The organism is Williamsia serinedens, from assembly GCF_024171725.1.
Classification (GTDB): Bacteria; Actinomycetota; Actinomycetes; order Mycobacteriales; family Mycobacteriaceae; genus Williamsia_A; species Williamsia_A serinedens.
Genome location: NZ_JAMTCG010000007.1, coordinates 117580 through 143589, shown reverse-complemented (window position 1 = coordinate 143589; position 26010 = coordinate 117580). Strand labels below are relative to the sequence as shown.

Genomic DNA, 26010 nt, shown 5'->3' with positions numbered 1-26010 from the left:
GCGACGATGGGGACGACGTAGGTGACGCAGATCCTGGTGGGCGGCGCGGTCGCGCTCGCGGTGTCGATCCTGCTGACCCCGGTCCTGATCAAGGTCTTCTCGCGACAGGGCTTCGGTCAGGAGATCCGCGTCGAGGGACCGCAGAGCCATCAGACCAAGCGCGGCACCCCCTCGATGGGCGGCGTCGCGATCATCGCGGCCCTGTGGGCGGGCTACTGGGCCGCCCACCTCACCGGCCTGATCAACGGCGGTCAGGGTCCGAGCGCGTCGGGGATGCTCGTCCTCGGTCTGGCGACGGTCCTGGGTGGTGTCGGCTTCCTCGACGACTTCATCAAGATCCGCAAGCAGCGCAACCTGGGCCTGAACAAGACCGCGAAGTCGGTGGGGCAGCTCGTCGCGGCGCTGCTGTTCGGTGTCCTCGCGCTGCAGTTCCGCAACGGCAACGGCGACGCACCCGCCTCGGTGAAGCTCTCCTATGTCCGGGACATCAACGCCGTCACGCTCGGGTCGGTCGCGTTCGTCGTCTTCTGCTGGCTCGTGGTGGCGGCGTGGTCGAACGCGGTGAACTTCACCGATGGCCTCGACGGCCTCGCGGCCGGGTCGATGGCGATGGTCCTGGGCTCCTACGTGCTCGTCACGTTCTGGCAGTACCGCAACGCCTGCTCCGGCGGCCCGAAGCTCGGCGCCGACGTCAGTTCCGGGTGCTACGACGTCCGCGACCCCCTCGATCTCGCGCTGATCGCCGTCGCCGGGGGCGGCGCCTGTCTGGGGTTCCTGTGGTGGAACGCGGCGCCGGCCAAGATCTTCATGGGCGACACCGGATCGCTGGCGCTGGGCGGCATGCTCGCCGGGCTGTCGATCACGACGCGCACCGAGTTGCTCGCCGTCGTCCTCGGTGCGCTGTTCGTCGCCGAGATCGTCTCGGTGGTCATGCAGATCGCGTTCTTCCGCACCACCGGCCGACGCGTGTTCCGGATGGCGCCCTTCCACCATCACTTCGAGCTCGGCGGGTGGGCGGAGACGACCGTCATCATCCGCTTCTGGCTGCTGACCGCCATCGCGTGTGCCCTCGGCCTGTCCCTGTTCTACAGCGAGTTCCTCACCACCAACGGTGGCTGACGTGAGCGGGCACGCGGCTCTGCTCACCGACATCGGGTCCCTGCGCGTCGTCGTGGCGGGTGCCGGGACCGCGGGTGCGTCGGCGGCACGCTTCCTCGCCGACCGCGGTGCGCACGTCGTCGTGGTCGACGACCGCGCCGGCGCCGCGCTCGCCGGTCTGGACGTCGTGCCGACCGCTGCGGTGGTGGGCGACGGTGTCCTCGACGCCGACCTGCTGGTGGTGTCGCCCGGTTTCCGGCCGGAGTCCGGCGTCGTCGCGGCGGCGCGGGCGTCCGGCGTGCCGGTGTGGGGCGAGGTCGAGCTGGCCTGGCACGTCGACGTCTCCGGCCTGCTGGGCCCGCCGCGCACGTGGATCGTCGTGACCGGGACCAACGGCAAGACGACGACCACCTCCATGGTCGAGGCCGTCGTCGAGCGCTCGCCGCACACCGTCGCCGCCTGCGGCAACATCGGACTGCCCGTGCTCGACGCCCTCGTCGCCGAGCCCCGGGTCGACGTCCTCGCCGCGGAACTGTCGTCGTTCCAGCTGTTCTGGGCGCCCTCGGTGACCCCGGCCGCCGGTGTGGTGCTCAACATCGCCGAGGACCACCTCGACTGGCACGGGTCGATGGACGCCTACGTCGCGGCCAAGGCCGGCGCCCTGCGGGGCCCGCTGGCGGTGGTCGGCGGCGACGACCCGGTCGCGGGGTCGATGTCGGCGACGACCCCCGACGGCCGGACCGTCCGAACGCGACTCGGACCGCCCGCCGACGGGGAGGTGGGTGTCGCCGACGGACACATCGTCGACCGCGCGTTCGGTCCAGGTCGCACACCCCGCCGCGTCGTCCCCGTCGCCGGGCTGCGTCCCCCCGGGCCGCCGGGCGTCGCCGACGCCACCGCGGCGGCCGCCCTGTGCCTCGGCATCGGGATCGACCCCGCCACGGTCGCCGACGGTCTGTCCGGGTTCGTGCCGGGCCGCCACCGCGGCGAGGTCGTCGCGCGGTGGGGCGACGTCGTCGCCGTCGACGACTCCAAGGCCACCAACCCCCACGCCGCCCAGGCCTCGGTCGCCGCACGCCGCCGCGTCGTCCTCGTCGGGGGAGGGCAGCTCAAGGGCGCGGCCGTCGACGACCTGGTGCTCGCGGTGGCGGACCGCGTCGCGGGTGCGGTCCTGCTCGGCGTCGACCGCGACGTGATCGCCGCCGCGATCACGCGACACGCCCCTGCAATCCCAACAGTCACACTGTTCACAGGGGACGATGGCCGGGTGAACGCCATGCCGGTCGTGTCCGGAGCCGACGACACCGCCGTCGACCGTGCGCAGGCGGCGGCCGCCGCGGCGTCGGCGCACCCGGCCGACGGGTCGACGACCGCTGCGGACCAGGTGATGGCCGCCGCCGTCGCCGCAGCGCACGCGCTCGTCGGGACCTCCCCGGAACCCGTCGACGCCGTGCTCCTCGCGCCCGCGGCCGCATCCCTCGACATGTTCCCCGGCTACGGGGCCCGCGGTGACGCCTTCGCCGCCGGGGCGATCGCGTGTGGGGCCACCGCGGAGGTCCGCGCGTGACCGCGACCCCGACATCCGACCGCACCTCGCGGGTCGCCGGGTGGTGGGAGATCCCCCGCGGCATCGTCGACCCGATCCTGCGGCGACCGCTGGCCTCGTTCCACCTGATCGTGACCCTCGCGGTGATCCTGACCGTCTTCGGTCTCGTCATGGTGCTCTCCGCGTCCTCGGTGGAGGGCTACTCCCGCGACGGGTCCGCGTACGGCCTCTTCGCCACCCAGGTCGTCTTCGCGATCCTGGGATCGGTCCTGTTCTACGTCGCGCTGCGTGTGCCCGTCCGCCACATCCGGCGGCTCGCCGCGCCGATGATCGTCGTCACCACCGTGCTGCTCGCGCTGGTCCTCATCCCCGGCGTCGGCACGCTGAGCAACGGCGCGCGGCGCTGGTTCGTCGTCGCCGGCTTCTCCGTCCAGCCCTCGGAGCTGGTGAAGCTGGCCCTGTGCGTGTGGGGCGCCCACCTGCTCTCGTCGCGGCTGCGGGAGCAGGCGTCGCTCAAGGAACTCCTGGTGCCGCTGGTACCGGTCGCGTTCCTCGTCTGTACCCTGATCATCCTGGAGCCCAACCTCTCCACCACGATCACCATCGCGATCATCGTGGGCACCCTGCTGTGGTTCGCGGGCCTGCACATCCGGGTGTTCGTGATGTTCGTGGTCACCGGCGCCGCGCTCGCCGTCGTCCTCGCCCTCGTCGAGGGCTACCGCTCGCAGCGCGTGCAGAGCTTCCTGGGCAACATCGACGACCCGCAGGGCGCCGGCTACCAGGCCCGACAGGCCCGCTACGCCCTCGCCAACGGCGGGCTGTTCGGCCAGGGTCTCGGACAGAGCCGGGCCAAGTGGAACTACTTGCCCAACGCGCACAACGACTTCATCTTCGCGATCATCGGCGAGGAGCTCGGCCTGCTCGGCGGGCTGACCGTCATCGCGTTGTTCGTGCTGCTCGCGTTCGTGGGCCTGCGGATCGCGCTGCGTGCGGTGGACCCGTTCCTGCGCATGATGACCGCGGCGATCACGGTGCTCATCAGCGTCCAGGCGCTCATCAACATCGGCTACGTCATCGGGTTGCTGCCGGTCACCGGGATCCAGCTGCCGTTGCTGTCCGCCGGTGGCACCTCGACGTTCACGGTCCTCGTCATGCTGGGGCTGCTGGCCAACGCCGCCCGCCACGAGCCCGAGGCCGTCGCCGCGTTGGCCGCGACCGGTGACGGGCGCCTCGGCCGGTTCCTGCGGCTCCCGCAGCCCGAGACCTACGTCCCGCCGCGGGTGCAGCAGTGGCGCGCACGTCGTGCCGCGACCGGGCCCGCACCTCGTCCGACACGACGGACCGGGCAGGTCCCTCCGCGGGGCGACGTCCGCCGCGCGCCCGACGCGCGAGGTCGACGCCGCGGCCCCGTAGCGTATTTCGGGTTCGGACAGCAGGCCCCGGCGCCGCAGCCGCGTCGACGCCCCGCCCCCGAGCCGACCTGGGACGACCCGGGATGGCGATCGGCGCGGCCTGTCCCGGTGCCCCGGGCACGTAACCGCTCGTCGGTCGGTGGCGACCGGTGGCCCGGCCCGCCGGGGACCCGGTGGTGACCGCGGACGGTCCGCTGTCGGTGGTGGTCGCCGGGGGCGGGACCGCCGGTCACATCGAACCCGCCCTCGCCGTCGCCGACGCCGTGCGTCGACTCGCGCCGGACACCCGCATCACCGCGCTCGGCACCGCGCGTGGGTTGGAGACGACGATCGTCCCCGACCGCGGCTACGACCTCGAACTGATCCCGCCGGTCCCGTTGCCGCGCAAGCTGTCCCGCGACCTCGCGGCCGTCCCGCTACGTCTGCGTGCCTCGGTGCGCGCCGCGCGTCGGGTGCTCGACGCGGTCGACGCCGACGTGGTGATCGGGTTCGGCGGGTACGTCGCCCTGCCCGCCTACATCGCCGCGCGCGAGAAGGTGGCCCGGCGGTCGCGGATCCCCGTCGTCGTCCACGAGGCGAACGCCAGCGCCGGCATCGCCAACCGTGTCGGTGCCCGACTGGCGGACCGCGTGCTGGCCGCCGTGGACGGTTCCGGCCTCGACGCCGAGGTCGTCGGGATCCCCGTCCGAGGCTCGCTGACCACCCTCGACCGCGGTGCGGTGCGCGCGCAGGCACGGCACTACTTCGGCCTCGACCCCGACGCACCGACCCTCCTGGTCTTCGGCGGGTCCCAGGGGGCGCGGACCATCAACGAGGCGGTCGCGTCGTCGGCGGAGGCGTTGGGCCGCGCGGGGATCGGTGTCCTGCATGCCCACGGGCCGAAGAACACCGTGTCGCCGTCGTCGCCGGCCGGGGCACCGCCCTACGTCGCCGTCGGCTACCTCAAGCGGATGGATCTCGCCTACGCCGCAGCCGATCTCGTCCTCTGCCGGTCCGGCGCCATGACCGTCGCCGAGATCTCCGCCACGGGGCTGCCCGCGATCTACGTCCCGCTCCCGCACGGCAACGGCGAGCAGCGACTCAACGCGCTACCGGTCGTGCAGGCCGGGGGAGGGCTGCTCGTCGACGACGCCGACCTCACCACCGACCGTGTGTCCACCGAGGTCGTCGACCTGCTCACCGACGCCGCTCGACTCGCCGAGATGTCACGTGCCGCAGCCGGTGTCGGCCACCGCGACGCGGCCGCGGTGGTCGCCCGGGCCGGACTGGAGGCGGCGCGCGCCCACCGGGGGCGGCGATGAGCACCGGCGGTGCACCGCTGCCCGAGCAGCTGCGCCGTGTCCACATGGTCGGCATCGGGGGAGCCGGGATGTCGGGGCTGGCGCGGATCCTGCTCGCCCGCGGTGCGCAGGTGTCCGGATCCGACGCCAAGGACGGACGCGGCGTGATGGCGCTGCGGGCGCGCGGCGCGGTCATCCGCGTCGGGCACGACCCCTCGGCCCTGGACCTGCTCGACGGTGGGCCCACCGTCGTGGTGACGACCCACGCCGCCATCCCGAAGACGAATCCCGAACTGGTGGAGGCGAACCGGCGCGGCATCCCGGTGATCCTGCGCCCGCAGGTGCTCGCCGACCTGATGGCGCCGTACCGCACCACCCTCATCGCGGGTACCCATGGCAAGACCTCGACCACGTCGATGACCGTGGTGGCACTGCAGCACTGTGGTCTCGACCCGTCCTTCGCCGTCGGCGGGGAGCTGAACGAGTCGGGCACCAACGCCCACCACGGCTCCGGCGAGGTGTTCGTGGCCGAGGCCGACGAGAGCGACGGCTCGCTGCTGGCCTACCGCCCCGACGTCGTCGTCGTGACCAACGTCGAGGCCGACCACCTCGACCACTTCGGCACGGTCGAGGCCTACGTCGCCGTCTTCGACGCCTTCCTCGACCGGCTCGCCCCGGGCGGCGTTGTCGTGGTGTGCCTCGACGACGAGGGGTCGGTGGCGCTGGCACAGCGGACCGCGTCGCGTCTGCTCGATCGCGGCGTGCGGGTGATCGGCTACGGGCGCGGCCTGCACGCAGACCGCGTGCCGGACGTCGATCATGCTGTGCGCCTGCGTGACTGGTCCGCGCACGGGTCCGGCGGGCGCGGACGCGTCGTCATCGACCTCGACGGCACCGGTCCCGGTGAGCACACCATCACGGTGGGCGTGCCCGGGATCCACATGACCCTCAACGCACTCGGGGCGATCGCCGCCGCGGTGTGCTCGGGCGCACCCGTCGACGGGGCCGTCGCCGGCATCGAGTCGTTCACCGGGGTGCACCGCCGCTTCCAGCTGCGCGGCCGCGCCGCCGGGGTGTCGGTGTACGACGACTACGCCCACCATCCGACGGAGGTCGCCGCCGTGGTCACCGCGGCCCGCGAACTCGCCGAGCAGACCACGGGCGGTCGCGTCGTCGCCGTGTTCCAGCCGCATCTGTACTCGCGCACCGCCACCTTCGCCGACGAGTTCGCGGCAGCACTCGACGGCGCCGACGAGGTCGTCGTGCTCGACGTCTACGGGGCCCGCGAGGAACCTCTCGACGGGGTCACCGGACGGACGATCGCCGACCGCGTCCGCGCCTCGACCACCTACGTCGCCGACCTGTCCGAGGTCGCGCGCACCGTCGCCGACCTGGCCCGCCCCGGGGACGTCGTGCTCACCCTCGGCGCCGGCGACATCACCATGCAGGCCCCCGAGATCGTCGCCGCGCTGGCGGACCGGGACGAGACGGACAAGGGAGATCTCCGATGACCGCATCGCTCACCGACGACCGCGACCTCGACCGGGACGACGACGGCGAGCCCAGGGCAGACCGACGACCGGTCGACCGTCGGGACCGGCGTGGACGTCGCCCCGTCGGCGGGGTGAAGCGCCTCGTCGGGACGATCGTCGCGATCCTCGTCCTGATCGGTGCCGCGCTCGCCTCCTACTTCACTCCGATCATGTCGGTGCGGTCGATCGACGTGTCCGGGACACAGGTCCTCGACCCCGCACAGATCGTCGCGACCTCGCAGATCCGCATGGGCACCCCGCTGCTGCAGGTCGACACCACCCCGGCCGCCGAGCGGATCGCGGCCATCCCGCGGGTGAAGTCGGTGCGGGTGCAGCGCTCGTATCCGTCGGGCATCGACATCACCGTGCAGGAGCGGGTCGCCGTGGCATTCGTCGCGCGCAACGGCTCGTGGCACCTCGTCGACGTCGACGGCGTCGACTTCGACCGACAGAAGGCGCTGCCGCGACTGCCGCGTCTCACCGACGACCGGTCGACCGACACCGCAGCCGATCGCGCCGCGCTGTCCGTGGTCGCCGGACTCCCGGCCGACCTGCGGTCCCGTGTCACCGAAATCGGTGCCGACGGCGTCGCCGGGGTGCAGCTGACGCTCGCCGGCGACAAGAAGGTCATCTGGGGCGACGACGAGGACGGCGCGGCCAAGGCACGCACCCTCGGCTATCTCCTCACCCAGGACGGCACCGAGTACAACGTGTCGGCGCCGCAGTTCCCGACGTACCGCTGATCGAGGTCTGCTGTCGCTGACGTCGGCACGACGTGACGCGACATCGGCACGACGCGAGGCCGCATCGGCACGACGTGACGCGGAAGCGAGTGACTGCGATGCCGAAAATTGTTGTGCACAACAGTCTTTCGTCGGCAACTGTTGTCGGACCCCTCGGGTAGACATGTCCGTATGGAGCTCACCGGCACGGTCGACGCGCAGGACGTGCTGCGCGAGATGCTGACTGTGCTCGGTGGGTTGCCCGCGGCCGACACCGAGGTTGCGGCGATCGATCTGATCTCGCTGGCGGAGTCGGTGAAGTCCTCGTGTGCCGCGGTGCAGGCACAGCAGACGCTGCGTCTGCAGGAGTTGCGGTCGGCAGCCGAGGCGGAGGCCGGGGTGCCGGTCGAGCGGCGGTGTCGGGGGTTGTCGGGTGACGTGGCGTTGGCGCGGCGGGTGTCGGGCACCGCCGGCGGTCGGCATCTGGGGTTTGCTCGGGCGATGGGCGAGATGCCGAACACGTTCGCCCGCCTCCGAGATGGGTCGCTGTCGGAGTGGCGGGCGACGATCCTGGTCCGTGAGACCGGCTACCTGCAGGTCGAGGACCGTCGCGTGATCGATCACGTGCTGTCCGCGGACCCGGCGACCCTCGACGGTGTCGGGGACCGGGCGTTGGAGGCGTTGGCCAAGCGGATTGCCTACGCTCGGGACCCGCAGGCCGTGGTGGACCGCAACGCCAGCGCGCCGAAGGACCGCCGCGTGACGATTCGTCCGAAACCCGATGCGATGGTGCAGCTCTCAGCGCTGTTACCCATGAAGGCAGGTATCGCCGCGTACGCCGCGTTGAAGCAGTACGCGGACGGGCTGGTGGGCGACGGCGACCGGACCCACGCGCAGGTCATGGCCGACACCCTCCTCGAACGACTCACCGGCAAGGCCGCGGTGGAGGACCTGCCCGTCGCGGTCGACGTCGTGATCGCCGGTGATGCGCTCGTCGGGTTCTCCGACGCCGCGGCGGACGTTCCCGGTTACGGGCCGATCCCGGCTGACACTGCGCGGTCGCTGATCGCCGACGCGCTCGACGCCGACGCCCTGGTGACGATTCGACAGCTGTTCGCCGCCCCGGACTCCGGCGCGCTGGTCGCGATGGAATCTCGGGCCAGGATTTTCCCGTCCGGCCTGCGGCGGTTCATGACCCGCCGCGACGTGTCGTGCCGGATGCCGTACTGCGACGCCCCGATCGCCGAGATCGACCACGCCCACCCCCACGCCGACGGCGGATCCACCGACAGCGTGAACGGGAACGGCCTGTGTCGGACCCACAACCTGCAGAAAGAGAACCCCGGCTGGGCGGTCACCACCGCCATCGACGACCACGGCACTCACGAGGCACGGATCCGCACCCCAACAGGACACGACCACCGCTCGCGTGCCCCTGTGTGCGGATCCACCGCGGCGGCGTGAGCGATCCCGCCGACGGACATGTGATCCCGGGTTCTCCCGCGAACACGCGCGACACGCGGCGCGCCTCCTGGCCCACACCGGGTCTCGTGCCTAGCGTTTCCCCCATCACGTCGCTACTTGACATAACTCTGAACCTGTGGTTGAGGTTGAGACTTTCGTCGGGCGAGGTGGTGACGTACCCCCGGCACGCACCGGTCGGGGGGCAGGACCCGAGGAGAAGGCGAGTCTCATGACGCCACCGCACAACTACCTGGCCGTCATCAAGGTCGTCGGCATCGGCGGTGGTGGCGTGAACGCCGTCAACCGCATGATCGAGCAGGGCCTCAAGGGCGTGGAGTTCATCGCCATCAACACCGACGCCCAGGCGCTGTTGATGAGCGACGCCGACGTGAAGCTCGACGTCGGCCGTGACTCCACGCGCGGACTGGGCGCCGGCGCGGACCCGGAGGTGGGACGCCGTGCGGCCGAGGACGCCAAGGACGAGATCGAGGAGCTGCTCAAGGGCGCCGACATGGTGTTCGTGACCGCGGGCGAGGGCGGCGGGACCGGCACGGGCGGTGCACCCGTCGTCGCGAGCATCGCCCGCAAGATGGGCGCCCTCACCGTCGGCGTCGTGACGCGACCGTTCTCCTTCGAGGGCAAGCGTCGTGGCGGGCAGGCGGATTCGGGCATCGCATCGCTGCGGGAGTCCTGCGACACGCTCATCGTCATCCCCAACGACCGGCTCCTGCAGCTCGGCGACGCCGCCGTGTCGCTCATGGACGCGTTCCGCAGCGCCGACGAGGTCCTGCTCAACGGCGTGCAGGGCATCACCGACCTCATCACCACCCCCGGCCTCATCAACGTCGACTTCGCCGACGTCAAGGGCGTCATGAAAGACGCGGGCAGCGCGCTGATGGGCATCGGCTCCGCGCGTGGTGACGACCGGGCGAAGAAGGCGGCCGAGGCGGCCATCAACTCGCCGCTGCTCGAGGCGTCCATGGACGGCGCCCGCGGCGTGCTCATGTCGATCGCGGGAGGCAGCGACCTGGGTCTGTTCGAGATCCACAACGCCGCGACCCTGGTCCAGGAAGCCGCCCACGAGGACGCGAACATCATTTTCGGGACGGTCATCGACGACAACCTCGGCGACGAGGTGCGGGTGACCGTCATCGCGGCCGGTTTCGACGGCGGTGCCCCGCAGCGCCGGCGGTCGGAGACGGTCTCGGCCGGTCGGGCGACCGTCGAGTCCGCCAGCGCGGGGACGGTCGGGGGATCGGCCCCGGCGTCGGAGGCGATCTTCTCCTCGAGCGCGCCGTCGCGGGGCGAGTCGTTCGCCGACGCGCCGGCGCCGCGCCGCAACGCGGTCCAGCTCGACGACGACGACGACGTCGACGTGCCGCCGTTCATGAAGCGCTGAGCGCCGTGACCGGTCCCGGGCGGGTGCGCCGGGTCACCACCACCCGCGCGGGTGGGGTGTCGGTCGCGCCCTACGACTCGTTCAACCTCGGCGACCACGTCGGCGACGACCCCGCCGCCGTGGCGGCCAACCGTGCCCGGCTCGCCGAGCGGATCGGTGTCGCCGACGACCACCTCGTCTGGATGGAGCAGATCCACGGACGGGCGGTAGAAGTCGTCGACGGGCCGCGCACCGACGCGGTGCCCGCGACCGACGCACTCGTCACGGCGGTGCCGGGTCTGGCGTTGGCCGTGCTCACCGCCGACTGCGTGCCCGTCCTGCTCTCCGACGACGAGGCCGGCGTCATCGCCGCCGTCCACGCCGGACGCGTCGGTGCGCGGATCGGGATCATCCCGCGCGTGCTGGACGCGATGGTGGGCCTCGGCGCCGAGATGGGCCGTATCGGCGCATTCCTCGGGCCGGCCGCGAGCGGGGAGCGCTACGAGGTGCCCGCGGAGATGCAGCGGGACGTCGAACAGCACCTGCCCGGGAGCGCGACCCGCACCCGGCAGGGCACCTGCGGTCTCGACCTCCGCGCCGGTCTGGCGCGCCAGTTGTTGTCCGCAGGGGTCGCCGCCGTCGCGAGCGACCCGCGGTGCACCATCTCCGACCCGACGCTGTTCAGCCACCGGCGCGGTGCGCCGACCGGCCGACTGGCCTCGGTCATCTGGATCGACCCCGACGGGGCGGCGTGAACGAGCCCGAACCGGCGGACGTCGCGTCGCCGGAGCGCGTCGCCGAACTCACAGCCGGCCTCACCGCGGCACGAGAGCGGCTCGCGGCGGCGGCCCGTGACGCCGGGCGCGACGTCGCCGACATCGAGCTGCTGGTCGTCACGAAGTTCCATCCGGCGTCGGATGTGCGCGCCCTCGTCGATCTCGGCTGCCGCGCCTTCGGGGAGAGTCGCGAGCCCGAGGCGGGGCGAAAGGCCGCCGCGGTGCGTGAGTCCGTCGCCGAGTCCGTGCGCTTCGACATGATCGGGACGGTGCAACGCCGCAAGGCGACGTCGGTGGCCCGATGGGCCGACAGGGTCCACTCCCTCGACCGCGAGGCCGTCGCCGACGCGCTGGCCCGCGGCGTCGCGACCGCCCGTGAGGAGGGGGACCGCGACGGCCCCCTCGACGTCCTCGTGCAGATCAACCTCGACGGGGACTCGAACCGCGGCGGCGTCGTCCTCGACGAGCTCGACGCCCTGGCCGACCACGTCGCCGGTCTCGACGGACTGCGTCTGCGCGGGTCGATGGTCATCGCGCCGCAGTCCCACACACCGGCCCACTGGATGGAGCAGGCGGCGACCGCACACGCCCGTCTGGTCGCGTCCCACCCCGAGGCGGTCGAGTTCTCCGCCGGCATGTCGGGGGACCTCGAGGACGCCGTGCGACACGGCTCGACATGCGTGCGTGTCGGTACCGCGATCCTGGGAGAGCGGCCGTTACGCTCGCCGTAGCCAAATCACATGAGCACCATGCGGATCAGCGACACCAGTTTTCACACGGGACTCCCGGCACCTGCCGACGGCGAGGAAGGCACCACATGACCACCATGCAGCGGTTCAAGGCGTATTTCGGCATGGTCCCGCCCGGCGACTACGAGGACGACTACCTCGACGACGGTCCGGTGCGCCGCGACGACCACCACGACGAGCGGTGGGCCCGCGAGGAGCGCCTGCGCGCCCGTGCCTACGACGCCGACCCGCGTGCCGGCTACGACTCCTACGGCGAGGACCTCGAGTACGAGTACGACCGCGTTCCCGACTACGCCTACGCGGGGTCGGTCCGCGGCCCCGTCCCGTCCATGGAGCGGTCCGGTCTCGAGCGGTCGTCGATGGAGCGTCTGGGCCGCAGTGGTCGCCTCGAGCCGCTGAGCGCCGGCCGCGGCGGCGTGGTGCGCGGCGGGGGTGCCCGGATGACCCGCGGTGCGCTCGCGATGGACTCGATGGAGCGTGTGTTCGAGGAGGGCAGCCCGTTGGCCAAGATCACGACGCTGCGCCCCCGCGACTACAGCGAGGCCCGCACGATCGGTGAGCGCTTCCGTGACGGCAACCCGGTGATCATGGACCTCGTCGAGATGAGCAACGAGGACGCCAAGCGCCTCGTCGACTTCGCCGCGGGCCTGGCGTTCGCCCTGCGTGGCGCGTTCGACAAGGTCGCCACCAAGGTGTTCCTGCTCTCGCCCGCCGACGTCGACGTCTCCGCCGAGGATCGTCGCAAGATCGCCGAGACCGGCTTCTACAACCAGAGCTAGCAGGGGGTTCGGCGGACAACGGGCGAATCAGGCAGAGTTGACCGCGTGACAGTCGCCCGTGAGGTCATCTACTACCTGCTCTTCCTCTTCTGGTTGCTGCTGCTCGGCCGCCTGGTGATCGAGCTCGTGCGGTCGTTCGCCCGCGAGTGGCGACCCACCGGTGCGTCGGTGGTCGTGATCGAGGGCGTGTTCACCGCCACCGACCCGCCGATCAAGGCGTTGCGCAGGGTGTTGCCGCCGATCCCGCTCGGTCCGGTGCGTCTGGACCTGTCCCTGATGATCACGATGATCGTGGTGCTGGTGGCCATGGCGTTGGTGTCGCCGGGCCCCTGATCCGGACCGATCCGTGGCCCGCACCTGTGCCGTCGGCCCAGGGGTCGTTACTGTGACGGCTGGGTGAACTCGTTGTGCGTCGACACAGGGGACACCGTCGTCCGTGCTGACGGGCGTGAGGTCGGAGGAATCCGACGTCGCGTCAGAGAGGTGCGACGAACGGTTCTCCTGTGACAGGATGGGACGCCAGTTACTCTGATGCGAGGCGTTCGCGCGCCATCGCTTTAGGTGACCCGGTCCCGAGCAGCCCGCACCGAGACCACGACACGTCCACACGATGATTGATGTTGAAGGGGACCGACAATGCGGCTCACACCGGCTGATGTGCACAACGTCGCGTTCAGCAAACCGCCGATCGGCAAGCGCGGCTACAACGAGGACGAGGTCGACCAGTTTTTGGACTTCGTCGAGGCCGAACTGGCTCGCCTCCTCGAGGAGAACTCGGATCTCAAGGCGCGCGTGAGCGAGCTCGAGGGCGACCTCGAGCAGGCCAAGTCCGGCGCGGCTGCCCAGCAGCCCGCCCGTACCGAGGAGCCCGCACCGGCGGCACCGACGCAGGCGTTCGCCGCCGCGGCCCCGGCCGCCCCCGCAGCGCAGGAGTCGGCGTCGCCGGCCAGCACCGAGGAGGCGCACGTGCGTGCGGCCAAGGTCCTCGGCCTCGCACAGGAGACCGCCGACCGCCTCACGGCCAACGCGCGGACCGAATCGGAGAGCCTGCTCGCCGACGCCCGCGGTCGGGCCGACTCGATGGTGTCCGAGGCGCGACAGAAGTCGGAGACCATGCTCGCCGACGCGCGCCAGCGGTCGGAGGCGATCCTCGCCGACTCGCAGACCCGCGCCGAGGCCACCACGCGCCAGGCGCAGGAGAAGGCCGACGCCCTGCAAGCCGACGCCGAGCGCAAGCACACCGAGATCATGGGCACCATCAACCAGCAGCGGTCGGTGCTCGAGGGCCGGATCGAACAGCTCAAGACCTTCGAGCGCGAGTACCGGACCCGCCTCAAGACCTACCTGGAGTCGCAGCTCGAGGAGCTGCAGCAGCGCGGGAGCGCGGCCCCGGTCGACAACTCGCGCGGTGGCGACGCCTTCTCGTCGGACCCCGGCAACGGCGGCTTCACCAGCTCGGGCGGGTACGCCAACCCGTCGAACTGACACCGGCGGCCGCCGACCGGCGGCTGTGCGTGAGTGGAGGGTGGATCCGTGCTCGTGTCGGCTCTCGGGGCGACGCTGGTCGGGTTCGCCCTGCTCGTCCTCGCACTCGCGACGGGCACGTTGTGGCTGGCGGTGGCGTGCATCGTCATCTGCGTCGTCGGCGCCCTGCTGTTGCTCGCCGACACGCTGGGGGTCCGGCCGCACCTGCCCCGTCGGCGGCCAACCGCCACCTCGTCGCAGGCGCAGGAGTCGGAGGCGGATCGCTCCGACGACGACGCCCCGACCGAGCAGTTCGCGCGGATCACCGACGAGACCGTCGTGACCCTCGACGACGATCCCGCCACCGGGCAGACCTCGTCCGTGGAGCATGACCCCGCCGCACCGGCGCACCACGGTCGCCATGAGCGACCCGACCTCGACGACGCCGGGACTCCCGTCGACGACGCCGCCGACGAGTCGGCAGCCGACCCGCCCCGACGCGGTCGGCACGGCACCCCGGACTGAGCCCGCGACCGCAGGTTGGGACCGGGCACCGCGCTGACCTACACTTGCGTCGCGTCGATCCGGCCATCACCGGGGAGCATCCGGAAGAACAGGGCCCGCCGTCCGTCGCGGGATCGCCTCAGTAGACCCGGACGGGAGCGGCCCGAGACAGCCGCTGTCCACACCGCCCCCGCGGCGGCGATGGCACCGAGAGGCACCGGACACCGGTGCAAGCGGGGTGGTACCGCGGCGAGAACCTCGTCGTCCCCGTGTCCGCGACAGGCCGCACCCGCGGCCCGACCGACACGAGGGAGAGTCAGTGTCCACCGCACCCGAGCGCGCCGAGCAGGACCCCACCGGGCAGGAACCCACCGGGACCGCGGCACGCGTCTACCCGGTCGTCGACCTCGTCGGGACCGGCTCGCGCGCACCGGTCTTCCCCGACCTGGAGACCGCGGTGCTCGACTCCTGGGCCGCCGACGACACCTTCCGCGCGTCCATCGACAACCGGGACGGCGCCGAGGAGTTCGTCTTCTACGACGGCCCGCCGTTCGCCAACGGTCTCCCGCACTACGGCCACCTGCTGACCGGCTACGTCAAGGACCTCATCCCGCGCTACCAGACGATGCGCGGCCGCAAGGTCGAGCGCCGCTTCGGCTGGGACACCCACGGTCTGCCCGCCGAACTCGAGGCAGAACGCCAACTCGGGATCACCGACAAGTCGGAGATCGAGACCATGGGCGTGGAGAAGTTCAACGACTTCTGCCGGGAGTCGGTGCTGCGCTACACCGGTGAGTGGCGCGACTACGTCACCCGACAGGCCCGCTGGGTCGACTTCGACGACGACTACAAGACCCTCGACATCGACTTCATGGAGTCGGTGATGTGGGCGTTCTCCCGCCTGTACGAGAAGGGGCTGATCTACCAGGGCTACCGCGTGCTGCCGTACTCCTGGTACGAGCAGACACCGCTGAGCAACCAGGAGAGCAAGCTCGACGACGCCTACCGGATGCGTCAGGACCCGGCCGTCACCGTGCGCATGCCGCTGACCGGGGGAGTCCCCGACTCCCTCGTCGGCGTCAACGCGCTCATCTGGACCACGACGCCGTGGACGCTGCCGTCGAACCTCGCGATCGCGGTCAACCCCGACGTCGAGTACAGCCACGTCCGGGGCGAGGACGGCCAGGAGTACCTGCTGGCGACCGCCCGCCTGGGCCACTACGCGCGTGAGCTGGGGGAGAGCCCCGAGGTCCTCGGCACCCACACCGGCCGCGATCTCGCCGACGCCACCTACACGCCGCCGTTCGACTTCTTCGTCGGGCACCCCCGCGCCCACCGGATGCTGCTCGGTGACTACGTCACCACCGACAGCGGCACCGGGATCGTCCATCTCGCACCGGCTTTCGGTGAGGAGGACATGGAGCTCGCGACCGCCAACGGCATCGAGGTGGTGCAGCCGCTCGACCCGGGCGGCCGCTTCACGTCGATGGTCCCGCCCTACGAGGGGCAGATGGTGTTCGACGCGAACCCCGTCATCATCGCCGACCTGAAGACCGCCGGACGGATCCTGCGGCACGAGACGATCGAGCACAGCTACCCGCACTCGTGGCGCTCGGGCAAGCCGCTGATCTACATGGCGGTGCCGTCGTGGTTCGTCGCGGTCCAGCCGATCAAGGAGCGGATGCTCGAGCTGAACCAGGAGATCACCTGGTCGCCGGCGCACATCCGCGACGGCCAGTTCGGGAAGTGGCTCGAGGGCGCCAAGGACTGGAACATCAGCCGAAACCGGTTCTGGGGGGCGCCGATCCCCGTCTGGGTCTCCGACGACCCCGAGCACCCGCGCGTCGACGTCTACGGTTCGCTCGACGATCTCGAGCGGGACTTCGGGGTGCGTCCGACCAACCTGCACCGGCCCTACATCGACGAGCTGACCCGCCCCAACCCCGACGACCCGACGGGGCGCTCGACCATGCGCCGCGTCCCCGAGGTCCTCGACTGCTGGTTCGAGTCGGGGTCGATGCCGTTCGCGCAGGTGCACTACCCGTTCGAGAACGCCGACTGGTTCGACGGCGACGAGGCCGCCGGCGTCCCGGCGCGCAACCCGGGCGACTTCATCGTCGAGTACAACGGTCAGACCCGCGGCTGGTTCTACAACCTGCATGTCCTCGCGACCGCGCTGTTCGACCGGCCGGCGTTCCGCACGGCCGCCGCACACGGCATCGTCCTCGGCGACGACGGTCAGAAGATGAGCAAGTCCAAGCGGAACTACCCCGATGTCAACGAGGTCTTCGACCGCGACGGCGCCGACGCGATGCGGTGGTTCCTCATGGCCTCGCCGATCCTGCGGGGCGGCAACCTCATCGTCACCGAACAGGGCATCCGCGAGGGCGTCCGCCAGGCGATGCTGCCGCTGTGGAACGCCTACAGCTTCCTCGCGCTGTACTCCGACCGCCCGGCGACGTGGCGGACCGACGCGACCGGCGTGCTCGACCGGTACATCCTGGCCAAGCTCGCCGCGACCCGTGACGAGATGACCGCCGCCCTCGACGTGTACGACATCGCCGGCGCGTGTGAGTCGTTCCGCGAGCTGTGCGAGTCGTTGACGAACTGGTACGTGCGGCGCTCGCGGCCGCGGTTCTGGGCCGGTCAGGGTGAGTCGGTGGACGGTGCGCCGGCCGACGACGCCTTCGACACGCTGTACACCGTCCTCGAGGTCGCCTGCCGCCTGGCCGCGCCGCTGCTGCCGATGGTCACCGAGGCGATGTGGCGTGGCCTCACCGGGGGCCGGTCGGTGCACCTCACCGACTGGCCGACGGCCGACGAGATCCCCGCCGACGCCGATCTGGTCGCGGCGATGGACGAGGTGCGCGGGGTCTGCTCGACCGCGTCGAGCCTGCGCAAGGCGAACAAGCTGCGTGTCCGACTCCCGTTGCCCGCCATCACCGTCGCCGGCCCGGCGGCGTCGCGTCTCGCCGACTTCACCGGCCTCGTCGCCGACGAGATGAACGTCAAGGCAGTCCATCTCGCCGACGACGCCGAGGAGTTCGGCCGGGTCGAGGTCGTCGTCAACGCGCGTGCCGCGGGCCCGCGCCTGGGCAAGGACGTCCAGCGCGTCATCAAGGCCGTGAAGTCGGGCGACTGGCAGCTGCAGGAGGTCGACGGCGCCGAGACGGTCGTCGCGGACGGGATCGCCCTCGTCGACGGGGAGTTCAGCCGCAAGCTCGTCGCGGTGGAACCCGAGTCGACGGCCGAACTGCCCTCGGGCGGTGGGCTCGTCGTGCTCGACACCACGGTCACCGAGGAGCTCGAGGCCGAGGGCTGGGCGAAGGACCGGGTCCGCGAACTCCAGGACGCGCGACGCTCGGCCGGGTTCGACGTCTCCGACCGCATCGAGGTGCGTCTCGGGGTGCCGGAGCAGCGGCAGGAGTGGGCCCAGCGGCATCGGGATCTCGTCGCGGGCGAGGTGCTGGCGGTCCGGCTCGACGTCGTCGCGCCCGACGATCTCGGTGTCGACGCAGTCGATCTCGGCGACGGGGTGCGGGCGGAGCTGTCCCGGGTCTGATCAGGCCGGCGGGAACGCGGCGTCGATCGCCGATCGCAGCTGCAGCCCGAAGAGCGCTTCGGCGTCGGAGAAGGTGTCCCGGCCATACTGGCCGAACACCTCCGAGCTGATCGCGCCGACCATGACCGACCACAGCGACAGCGCCCGCACCAGCCCGGCATCGGTGACCGGACTCGCGAACTCGGTGCGGATGCGGTCGAAGTCGGCGCCCAGCGCCTGCGGCACGGCGTCGACCGGTGCGGGTGTCATCGTGGCGGCGATGGCGACGGCCCGCGCCATGACGCGTGTGCCCGGGCCGGTCGTCTGTTCCCCCGGGGCCTCGTAGCCGGGCACGGGCGTGCCGTAGAGCAGTGCCCACCGGGCGGGCTCGGCCAGCGCCCACCGCCGCATCGCCGTGCCCGCCGCGTACAGGCGCGAGTGGCCGTCGTCCGCGCCGTCGACGGCCTCGTCGACGGCGTCGGCCAGCTCGGTGTAGGCGTCGACGACGAGCAGGGTGAGCAGCTCGTCGCGGCTGCGCACGTACCTGTACACCGCCGACGACACGACTCCCAGGTCGCGGGCGACCGCCCGCAACGACAGTCCGCCGGGCCCGGAGGCGACGAGGTGCTCCCGTCCGATCCGCAGGATGTCGCGTTCCGTCTCGGCGCGGGCGTCGGCGCGGCGGGGGCTCATGGGGTCATGGTCGCACATTTCGAGAGCAGTGCTCTTGCTTTTGGTCGGCGGGCGATGCATACTCATTTTCAGAGAGCAGTGCTCTCGTTCACCGAGTCGAGGAGACCGTCATGACCACCACCCACTACGCCCGCCCGACCGGCCGCACCCAGGCATCGTTCAACGCCGCCGTCCGGTGGCTGTCCGACCACGGGATCGGTCTGGCCGGCGCCCGCACGCTCACCGTCGTCGGCCGCACCAGCGGCGTGCCGCGCACGACGCCGGTCAACCCGATCACCGTCGACGGCCGCACGTACCTGATCTCCCCGCGCGGCAACACCCAGTGGTCGCGCAACCTGCGTGCGGTCGGGGAGTGCGAGATCCGCCACGGCCGGTCGGTACGGGCCTTCCACGCCACCGAGGTCACCGACGCCGACAAGGTCGCGCTGCTGCGGCCGTACCTGAAGCGGTGGGGATGGGAGGTCGCGAACTACCTGCCCGCCAAGGTGTCGCACCGCTCGACCGACGACGAACTCCTCGCCGTCGCACCCCACGTCCCGGCCTTCGTCCTCACCCCGCACCCTGACCACCGGTCGTCGCGCGCTGCCTAGGCTGGACCGGTGGTGCAGCCTGACCGGACACGGACGTCGCGGTGGGTCCTGCACATCGACATGGACGCGTTCTTCGCCTCCGTCGAACAGCTAACCCGGCCGACGCTGCGCGGTCGCCCGGTCCTCGTCGGCGGCGTCGGCGGACGCGGCGTGGTCGCGGGCGCGAGCTACGAGGCCCGGCGGTTCGGCGCCCGCTCGGCGATGCCGATGCACCAGGCGCGGCGTCTCGTCGGGGCCGGCGCCGTCGTGGTCCCGCCGCGCGGGTCGGTCTACCGGGTCGTCAGCGCGCGGGTGTTCGCACTGGTCCGCGAGTCCATCCCGGTCATCGAGACCCTGTCCTTCGACGAGGCGTTCGGCGAACCGGAGTTGCTGGCCGGCGCGGACGCGGACGCCGTCACGCGCTTCGCCGAGGAGGTGCGTCGGCGCATCCGCGACGAGCTCGGTCTGGCCGCGTCGATCGGCGCCGGCAGCGGCAAGCAGATCGCGAAGATCGCGTCCGGGCTCGCCAAACCCGATGGCGTCGTCGTCGTCGACCCGGCGCAGGACCGGGAGTTCCTCCGCCCGTTGTCGGTCCGCAAGTTGTGGGGCATCGGACCCGTGGCCGGCGACAAACTGCACCGGCTCGGCATCGACACCATCGGAGACCTCGCGGACCTGTCGTCGGTCGAGGTCGCGTCGGTACTCGGGGCGACGGTCGGCCCGGCGCTGCACCGGCTCGCCCAGGGCATCGACGACCGGCCCGTCGCCGAGCGCGCGTCGGCGAAGCAGATCAGCGCGGAATCGACCTTCGCCGAGGACATCACGGCGCTCGACCGCCTCCGCGCCGCGATCGACGGCGCCGCCGCGGGGGCCCACCGCCGACTGCTCGCCGACGGTCGGGGAGCACGGACCGTGGTGCTCAAGCTGAAGCGGTCGGACATGTCGGTGCTGACCCGGTCGACCACGTTCAGCCCCGCCACGAGCGAGTTGTCGGTGCTGGCCACGGCCGCGCAACGCCTCGCGCTCGATCCCGTCGACATCGGGCCGGTACGGCTCGTCGGTGTCGGGTACAGCGGGCTGACCGCCGACGAGCAGTTCCAGCTGTTCGGCGCGGGCGAGGACCCGACGACGACCCCGACGGCCGAGGCGAGCTCTGGCGACGAGAACGACACGCCCGCACCGGATGTCGGTGTGCAGACGATGACCGGGCGGACCGTCTCCGACGACGGTGCGGTGACGTGGCTGACCGGGACCGACGTCGTCCACCCCGACCTCGGGCACGGCTGGGTGCAGGGCAGCGGACACGGCGTGGTGACCGTGCGGTTCGAGACGCGGACGACGGGTGTCGGACCGGTCCGCACCTTCGAGACGTCGACACCGGAGCTGCGCGTGGGCGACCCCCTCGACAGCCTCGACTGGCCGGACACGCTCACCGGACGCGATCCGGCCGGTGGCCCTGGCGTCGGGGACATCCCCTCCGACGGGCGGGCCGTCGAACAGGAACGCGACCTCGACGACGTCAGTGCGGTGTCGTCAGATCCAGGAACGGCCTGATCGTCGCGGCGTCCCAGCCGCGCGCGAGGCCCTCGGCGACGACCACACGCGCCTGCGACGCGCGCAGCCACGGCGAGACCAGCACACCGGCGGCGACCAGGTCGACGGCGCCCCCGCCGCCGCCGTAGGTCACGACCACCGGTCCGTCGGGCACACGCGTCGTCACGACCACGACGACGCCGGCCCGCACGGCCGCCCGCAGCCGGTCGGCGAGGTCGGGGTGGACGTTGCCCGACCCGTGCGCGGAGATCACGAGTCCCGCGGCGCCGCGGTCGAGGCAGACGTCGACGAGACCGACGTCCATGCCCGGGTGGGCGGCGAGCAGGTCGACGCGCGGCGTCGGACCGTCGGCGGGGGGCATGAGCGGGCGAGCGGGCGACAGCACGGGTGCGGCGAAGGCGTCGACGTCCGTCGTCGACCGCTTGGCGACACCCCGCGCCGGGAGCACCGAGCCGCCGAGCGCCACGAGGACGCCCCGGTCGCGGCTCGCCGGATCACGGGCGAGCGCGATGGCCGCGGCGAGATTCGCGGGGCCGTCGGGGTCGGGGTCCGACGCCGGGCGCTGCGCCCCCGTCATCACGACAGGCCGGGGGTCGGTGTGGGTGAGGTCGAGGAGCACGGCGGTCTCCTCGAGGGTGTCGGTGCCGTGGGTGACCACCACGCCGACGACGTCGGGATCGTCGAGCGCATCCCGGACGGCCCCGAGGACCTGTCGCTGCAGAGCCGGGGTCATCGCGGACGAGTCGACGGCCATCACCGATCGCGCCTCGACCGCGGGGTCGTCCGTGCCGACCAGCACGCCGACGTCGACTCCCGGCACCGCGCCGCCGGGACCCTCGACGGCGGCGATGGTCCCGCCGGTGCCCAGGACGACGACCCGCTCGTGCGCGCTCATGATCGATCACCTCATCGTGTCGTCCCGATGCTGGTCAACTCGGCCGACATCGTGTGGCGGACACGGTGCGGGGCGCGGTCCGGGGCCCGCTCCGCGACCCGTTTGGCATAGTGGTGTCCGATCCGGGGGGAATCACGGCCGGTCGCGGCCGTCTCCCCACGACGACGACGTCACCCGACAACGAAGGAGCCCACGCCTCGTGAAGCTGCAGAAGATCCTGACCGCCGGCCTCGCGGTCGTCGCCGCCCTGACCTTCACCGCCGCGTGCAGTGACAGCAGCGACGACGGCGCCACCGCCGACCCGGCCGCGTCGTCGGCGACCAGCTCGGCCGTCGACACCGGGGGCACCTCGGTCACCGATCCGTCGCAGCCGCCGAGTGCCGCGACCCTGAACGGGCTGCTGGAGAAGGCGCTCAACCCCAGCATCCCGGCGTCGCAGAAGACCGACCTGGTCCAGGGTTCCTCGGCCGACCCGCAGCTGTTCGACAAGCTCGTCAAGGCCAAGCAGGACAACCCGACCGTGACCTACCGCCTCGTGCCGCCGGTGATCGCGACCGGCAACGGCCAGGCCACCGTCAAGGTGCAGGTCAAGCTCCCCAACGTCCCGGAGCAGACCGTCGACGCCGCGATCGTCTACGACCAGGGCAAGTGGAAGCTCGCCAAGACCACGGTGTGCCCGCTGCTGCTGGCCAACAACGTCCAGAGCGCGATGTGCCCGGCGGCCAGCTGACACCGCACCTCGACTGACCTCCGCCCCGTCACCCATCCGGTGACGGGGCGGAGTCGTCTGCGGGCTGCGACCGGGCGCTACTGCCAGGTGACCGCAAGCGACGTCTGCTGCACCAGCGGACGCGCGGGGTCGTCGCCGATCAGGGTGCGGCCGCCCGTGAGGGTCAACGTGCCGGCGACCGGGAGGCCCCGCGCGAGGTCGATCGTGACCGTCCCCTGGCCGCCGAACGAGTACGACCCGATGGTCAGGCGTTCGCCCCGCCCCGGGACGGTGAACACGGAGTCGACGGGGACCTCGTCGACCGCGACATCGAGGACCACGCGGGACCCGGTCCGTTCGCGCAGCGTGGCGGTCGTCGTCTGCGTGACCGTCGCGGCGCCGTCGAGCGTGCGGACCGCGCGCCACCGAGCCCCGACACCGACCGGCTGGGTCGGCACCGCGACCGCGCGTTGCAGCGCCGACAGCAGTGTCTGCTCGACCGCGGACCGTGCGGCGTCGTCGGCGGCCTGGGCGGGCAGGATCCGCAACGACACCGGCACGGACCCGGCCGCGACGGCGAGCCCGGCACGGGACCCGTCGACGGCCGCCAGCGACCCGGCGAGCCCGGTGTCCGGTGAGGCGGCCTGGCCGAGCTGCAGCTCGACGTCGGTCGGATCCGCGCACGCGACGCGCGCCGTGAGCGGGAGGGTGACGTCCTGCGTCGCGGTCGACGGCTGCTCACCCTGACGCGCCGTGGTCGACGAGGACACGACCCGCAGCGTCACCTGTTGCGCCGACGTCCGGTCCGGCGTGCCGATCAAGGCGGCCTGAGGAGCCGCGCCGGCCGTGTCGAGGGTGACGGCGGCCGGCGGGATGGGCAGCAGCGACGCGCCCGTCGCGCCCACCGTCGTCTGCGTGGCGCAGCCTCCCTGCGACGCCGACGAACTCGACGCGGGCGCATCCGGGCCGCCCGAGGACCCGCAGGCGGTCAGCGTGAGGAGGGCGACACCCGCGATCGACATCGCGGCCACGGGCAGTCGTCGGCCACCGGTTCGGGCGGGAGACGGGGCGGGGGCGGACACGCGATTCAGGCTAGCGACGGCGGTGGGGGATGATGGACCCCGTGACCGACGACTCTCGGACCGACCCCGCGCCGACACCGGTCGCCGACTCCGGGGATCCCGTCGACGCGGCCACTCCGGTCCGTCGATCGCGGGCGATCCTGGCCGTCCTGCCCGCCGTCGCGCTCGTGATCCTGCTTCTCGACCTGGTCACCAAGATCGTGGTCGTCGCGACCATCGACCCGCAGCGACCGGTGCAGATCATCGGTGACACCGTCACGCTGCGTCTGGTCCGCAACTCCGGGGCGGCGTTCTCCTTCGCCACCGGCTACACCTGGGTCCTCACGATCGTCGCCGCGGCGGTGGTTGTCGGGATCATCCGGTTCAGCGGTCGCCTGCGGTCGGCGTGGTGGGCGGTCGGTCTGGGGCTGGTGCTCGGCGGCGCCCTCGGCAACCTCGTCGACCGGTTCTTCCGGTCGCCGGGGCCGTTGCGTGGCCATGTCGTCGACTTCGTGTCCGTCGGGTGGTGGCCGGTCTTCAACGTCGCCGACTCCGCGGTCGTCTGCGGTGCGATCCTGCTGGTCGCGCTCACCGTGTTCGGCGTCGAGATCGACGGCACCCGTACCTCGTCCGGACGGCCGAAGCGGTCCGCCGATGCGTGACAGCCGGTCCATGCCCGTGCCCGACGGCATCGACGGCATGCGTCTCGACGCCGGGGTCAGCCGCATCCTGGGACTGTCGCGGACGGTCGTCGCGACCCTCGCCGACTCCGGCGACGTCACCGTCGACGGCACGGCGGTGGGGAAGTCGCACCGGTTGACCGCCGGCACCTGGCTCGAGGTGACACTGCCCGAACCGGCCCGGGCGCCGGAGAACCCCGTGGTCGAGATCGTGGACATGTCGGTCCTCTACGCCGACTCCGACATCGTCGTCGTCGACAAGCCCGTCGGCGTCGCCGCGCACGCGTCCGTCGGCTGGACCGGTCCCACGGTCATCGGCGGTCTGGAGGCCGCGGGCTACCGCATCTCGACCTCCGGCGCCCACGAGCGCCAGGGGATCGTGCACCGGCTCGACGTCGGCACGTCCGGGGTGATGGTCGTGGCCGTCTCCGAACGTGCCTACACCGTGCTCAAGCGCGCGTTCCGCGAGCGCACCGTCGACAAGCGGTATCACGCGCTGGTCCAGGGGCACCTCGACCCGTCGAGCGGCACCATCGACGCCCCGATCGGCCGCCATCCCGGCAGCGAGTGGCGGTTCGCGGTGACCACCGCGGGCAAGCCCAGCGTCACCCACTACGACACGGTCGAGATGTTCGCCGCGGCGAGCCTGCTCGACGTCCACCTCGAGACCGGCCGCACCCACCAGATCCGGGTGCACTTCTCGGCCCTGCACCACCCGTGCTGCGGCGACGCGACCTACGGCGCGGACCCCACCCTCGCCGCACGGCTCGGCCTCGAGCGGCAGTGGCTGCACGCCCGCGCCCTGGGGTTCGCGCACCCCGCCGACGGGCGGATGGTCGAGTTCACCAGCCCGTATCCCGACGACCTGCAGCACGCGCTGGACGTCCTGCGTGCCGGCTGACGGCCCCGTCGGGGCGGCCCGGGTCGCCCGGGCGGTCGGTGTCCTCGTCCTGGCGGTCGCCGTCGTGGTCGGGGGCCTGTACTGGCTCGGCGCGACGCACCCACCCCGATCGCCGGGCATCGCCACCGACCGCCTGGGACCCGACCCCGGCGAGACCGTCGACGACTACCGCGCGACGTCGCAGCGCTCGCTCGACGCGGCGTCGGGGACACGCTGGGCCCTGATCTCGCTGCGTGCCGCGGTGACCGACGACGTCGCCCGCACGATCGTCGCGGGGACGACGCCGGCGCGGGTCGCGCTCCACGTGCCGATCGCCGGCGTCGCGACACCGGTCGCGGTCGTCCCGGTCACACCCGATGCCGGATCGTTCACGACGGCGCGCACGCTGGCGATCGGTCTCCTCGACGGTTCCGCGGTGAACGGGACCGGGTTCGGGGGGATCGTCGCGCAGGACGGCGTCCGGGGCGAGGCGGTGTCGGGAGTGGTCGGGTCCCGGCTCGCCGCCGGGTGCGCGTGCGTCGTCGGCGTCGTCGTCCGTGGTGCCGCCGCGCGGCTGCGGGAGATCGCGGCCGACCGTCGCGTCCGGGCCGTCGAGGCGCTCCCGGCCGACGCCACCGCCCGGTTCACCGTGGTGCCCCTGCTGCCGGAGCAGACCGTCGGCGGCGCCCCGGTGCCCGACTCCGGGCCCGTCCCCGCGCGCTGA

Annotated in this window: 24 protein-coding genes; 21 read left to right on the top strand and 3 right to left on the bottom strand. The window is 72.2% G+C overall.

Annotation, left to right across the window (positions count from 1 at the left end; all coding sequences use genetic code 11):
* Positions 1 to 21: 21 nt before the first annotated feature.
* The 15 genes from mraY (at position 22) to ileS (ending at position 18266) form a co-directional block, all read left to right on the top strand.
* Positions 22 to 1119 (top strand): phospho-N-acetylmuramoyl-pentapeptide-transferase, encoded by a 1098-nt coding sequence (gene mraY / locus LX12_RS18650; protein WP_253656091.1) that lies wholly within the window; start codon positions 22 to 24, stop codon positions 1117 to 1119.
* A gap of 1 nt (position 1120) precedes the next feature.
* Entirely contained in the window at positions 1121 to 2665 is a 1545-nt protein-coding gene (gene murD, locus LX12_RS18645; protein ID WP_253656090.1) for a UDP-N-acetylmuramoyl-L-alanine--D-glutamate ligase, read from the top strand.
* A complete protein-coding gene (gene ftsW, locus LX12_RS18640) occupies positions 2662 to 4236 on the top strand; it encodes a putative lipid II flippase FtsW (protein ID WP_425581060.1) in 1575 nt (524 codons plus the stop codon). Before murD ends, ftsW begins: the two co-directional genes overlap by 4 nt.
* Positions 4230 to 5357: an undecaprenyldiphospho-muramoylpentapeptide beta-N-acetylglucosaminyltransferase gene (murG, locus tag LX12_RS18635; RefSeq protein ID WP_372505110.1), complete on the top strand. Its 1128-nt coding sequence runs from the start codon at positions 4230 to 4232 to the stop codon at positions 5355 to 5357. The genes ftsW and murG overlap by 7 nt, the downstream gene beginning before the upstream one ends.
* Complete coding sequence (gene murC / locus LX12_RS18630; protein ID WP_253656088.1) at positions 5354 to 6847, top strand: UDP-N-acetylmuramate--L-alanine ligase; 1494 nt, start codon at positions 5354 to 5356, stop codon at positions 6845 to 6847. Before murG ends, murC begins: the two co-directional genes overlap by 4 nt.
* Positions 6844 to 7611 carry a cell division protein FtsQ/DivIB gene (locus LX12_RS18625; protein ID WP_253656087.1) on the top strand — a complete coding sequence of 256 codons (768 nt, stop codon included), beginning with the start codon at positions 6844 to 6846 and terminating at the stop codon, positions 7609 to 7611. Before murC ends, LX12_RS18625 begins: the two co-directional genes overlap by 4 nt.
* 171 nt (positions 7612 to 7782) lie before the next feature.
* A complete protein-coding gene (locus LX12_RS18620; RefSeq protein ID WP_253656086.1) occupies positions 7783 to 9054 on the top strand; it encodes an HNH endonuclease signature motif containing protein in 1272 nt (423 codons plus the stop codon).
* A gap of 229 nt (positions 9055 to 9283) precedes the next feature.
* Positions 9284 to 10453 carry a cell division protein FtsZ gene (gene ftsZ / locus LX12_RS18615; protein ID WP_253656085.1) on the top strand — a complete coding sequence of 390 codons (1170 nt, stop codon included), beginning with the start codon at positions 9284 to 9286 and terminating at the stop codon, positions 10451 to 10453.
* Between the two features lie 5 nt (positions 10454 to 10458).
* Entirely contained in the window at positions 10459 to 11187 is a 729-nt protein-coding gene (gene pgeF, locus LX12_RS18610; RefSeq protein WP_372505093.1) for a peptidoglycan editing factor PgeF, read from the top strand.
* A complete protein-coding gene (locus LX12_RS18605) occupies positions 11184 to 11939 on the top strand; it encodes a YggS family pyridoxal phosphate-dependent enzyme (protein WP_253656084.1) in 756 nt (251 codons plus the stop codon). Before pgeF ends, LX12_RS18605 begins: the two co-directional genes overlap by 4 nt.
* 86 nt (positions 11940 to 12025) lie before the next feature.
* Complete coding sequence (locus LX12_RS18600; protein WP_253656083.1) at positions 12026 to 12736, top strand: cell division protein SepF; 711 nt, start codon at positions 12026 to 12028, stop codon at positions 12734 to 12736.
* A gap of 45 nt (positions 12737 to 12781) precedes the next feature.
* The gene (locus LX12_RS18595) at positions 12782 to 13069 is read left to right on the top strand and encodes a YggT family protein (RefSeq protein WP_253656082.1); all 288 of its coding nucleotides are present in this window, start codon (positions 12782 to 12784) and stop codon (positions 13067 to 13069) included.
* Between the two features lie 303 nt (positions 13070 to 13372).
* Positions 13373 to 14221 (top strand): DivIVA-like cell division protein Wag31, encoded by an 849-nt coding sequence (wag31, locus tag LX12_RS18590; RefSeq protein ID WP_253656081.1) that lies wholly within the window; start codon positions 13373 to 13375, stop codon positions 14219 to 14221.
* Between the two features lie 48 nt (positions 14222 to 14269).
* The gene (locus LX12_RS18585; RefSeq protein ID WP_253656080.1) at positions 14270 to 14725 is read left to right on the top strand and encodes a hypothetical protein; all 456 of its coding nucleotides are present in this window, start codon (positions 14270 to 14272) and stop codon (positions 14723 to 14725) included.
* 298 nt (positions 14726 to 15023) lie between these two features.
* Positions 15024 to 18266: an isoleucine--tRNA ligase gene (gene ileS / locus LX12_RS18580; RefSeq protein WP_253656079.1), complete on the top strand. Its 3243-nt coding sequence runs from the start codon at positions 15024 to 15026 to the stop codon at positions 18264 to 18266.
* Here ileS and LX12_RS18575 read toward each other — a convergent pair whose 3' ends face one another.
* Positions 18267 to 18938, bottom strand: a complete 672-nt coding sequence (locus LX12_RS18575; RefSeq protein WP_253656078.1) for a TetR/AcrR family transcriptional regulator — start codon at positions 18936 to 18938, stop codon at positions 18267 to 18269.
* Positions 18939 to 19048: 110 nt separating this feature from the next.
* Here LX12_RS18575 and LX12_RS18570 point away from each other — a divergent pair, with 110 nt between their 5' ends.
* Positions 19049 to 19528 carry a nitroreductase family deazaflavin-dependent oxidoreductase gene (locus LX12_RS18570; protein ID WP_253656077.1) on the top strand — a complete coding sequence of 160 codons (480 nt, stop codon included), beginning with the start codon at positions 19049 to 19051 and terminating at the stop codon, positions 19526 to 19528.
* Positions 19529 to 19588: 60 nt separating this feature from the next.
* Positions 19589 to 21061, top strand: a complete 1473-nt coding sequence (locus LX12_RS18565) for a DNA polymerase IV (RefSeq protein ID WP_253656342.1) — start codon at positions 19589 to 19591, stop codon at positions 21059 to 21061.
* Here LX12_RS18565 and LX12_RS18560 read toward each other — a convergent pair.
* On the bottom strand, positions 21027 to 21956 hold the full coding sequence (locus tag LX12_RS18560) for an asparaginase domain-containing protein (protein WP_253656076.1): 930 nt from the start codon (positions 21954 to 21956) through the stop codon (positions 21027 to 21029). The genes LX12_RS18565 and LX12_RS18560 overlap by 35 nt on opposite strands.
* Positions 21957 to 22155: 199 nt before the next feature.
* Between LX12_RS18560 and LX12_RS18555 the strand changes: the two genes are divergently transcribed.
* The gene (locus tag LX12_RS18555) at positions 22156 to 22686 is read left to right on the top strand and encodes a WKL family lipoprotein (RefSeq protein ID WP_253656075.1); all 531 of its coding nucleotides are present in this window, start codon (positions 22156 to 22158) and stop codon (positions 22684 to 22686) included.
* 77 nt (positions 22687 to 22763) lie between these two features.
* On the opposite strand, the gene LX12_RS18550 is transcribed toward LX12_RS18555, so the two are convergent.
* Positions 22764 to 23747, bottom strand: a complete 984-nt coding sequence (locus LX12_RS18550) for a hypothetical protein (RefSeq protein WP_253656074.1) — start codon at positions 23745 to 23747, stop codon at positions 22764 to 22766.
* 32 nt (positions 23748 to 23779) lie between these two features.
* Between LX12_RS18550 and lspA the strand changes: the two genes are divergently transcribed.
* Genes lspA through LX12_RS18535 form a run of 3 tightly spaced genes read left to right on the top strand, consistent with a single transcriptional unit; the run spans position 23780 to position 26010 of the window.
* A complete protein-coding gene (lspA, locus tag LX12_RS18545) occupies positions 23780 to 24388 on the top strand; it encodes a signal peptidase II (RefSeq protein ID WP_253656073.1) in 609 nt (202 codons plus the stop codon).
* A complete protein-coding gene (locus LX12_RS18540) occupies positions 24381 to 25307 on the top strand; it encodes an RluA family pseudouridine synthase (protein WP_253656072.1) in 927 nt (308 codons plus the stop codon). The genes lspA and LX12_RS18540 overlap by 8 nt, the downstream gene beginning before the upstream one ends.
* The gene (locus LX12_RS18535) at positions 25297 to 26010 is read left to right on the top strand and encodes a hypothetical protein (protein ID WP_253656071.1); all 714 of its coding nucleotides are present in this window, start codon (positions 25297 to 25299) and stop codon (positions 26008 to 26010) included. Before LX12_RS18540 ends, LX12_RS18535 begins: the two co-directional genes overlap by 11 nt.

Coding starts and splice junctions, on each gene's coding strand:
- murC (WP_253656088.1), top strand. CDS start 5,354: ATGAGCACCGGCGGTGCACCGCTGCCCGAGCAGCTGCGCCGTGTCCAC.
- LX12_RS18625 (WP_253656087.1), top strand. CDS start 6,844: ATGACCGCATCGCTCACCGACGACCGCGACCTCGACCGGGACGACGAC.
- LX12_RS18620 (WP_253656086.1), top strand. CDS start 7,783: ATGGAGCTCACCGGCACGGTCGACGCGCAGGACGTGCTGCGCGAGATG.
- ftsZ (WP_253656085.1), top strand. CDS start 9,284: ATGACGCCACCGCACAACTACCTGGCCGTCATCAAGGTCGTCGGCATC.
- LX12_RS18600 (WP_253656083.1), top strand. CDS start 12,026: ATGACCACCATGCAGCGGTTCAAGGCGTATTTCGGCATGGTCCCGCCC.
- wag31 (WP_253656081.1), top strand. CDS start 13,373: ATGCGGCTCACACCGGCTGATGTGCACAACGTCGCGTTCAGCAAACCG.
- LX12_RS18575 (WP_253656078.1), bottom strand. CDS start 18,938: ATGAGCCCCCGCCGCGCCGACGCCCGCGCCGAGACGGAACGCGACATC.
- LX12_RS18570 (WP_253656077.1), top strand. CDS start 19,049: ATGACCACCACCCACTACGCCCGCCCGACCGGCCGCACCCAGGCATCG.
- LX12_RS18565 (WP_253656342.1), top strand. CDS start 19,589: ATGGACGCGTTCTTCGCCTCCGTCGAACAGCTAACCCGGCCGACGCTG.
- LX12_RS18560 (WP_253656076.1), bottom strand. CDS start 21,956: ATGAGCGCGCACGAGCGGGTCGTCGTCCTGGGCACCGGCGGGACCATC.
- lspA (WP_253656073.1), top strand. CDS start 23,780: ATGGACCCCGTGACCGACGACTCTCGGACCGACCCCGCGCCGACACCG.
- LX12_RS18540 (WP_253656072.1), top strand. CDS start 24,381: ATGCGTGACAGCCGGTCCATGCCCGTGCCCGACGGCATCGACGGCATG.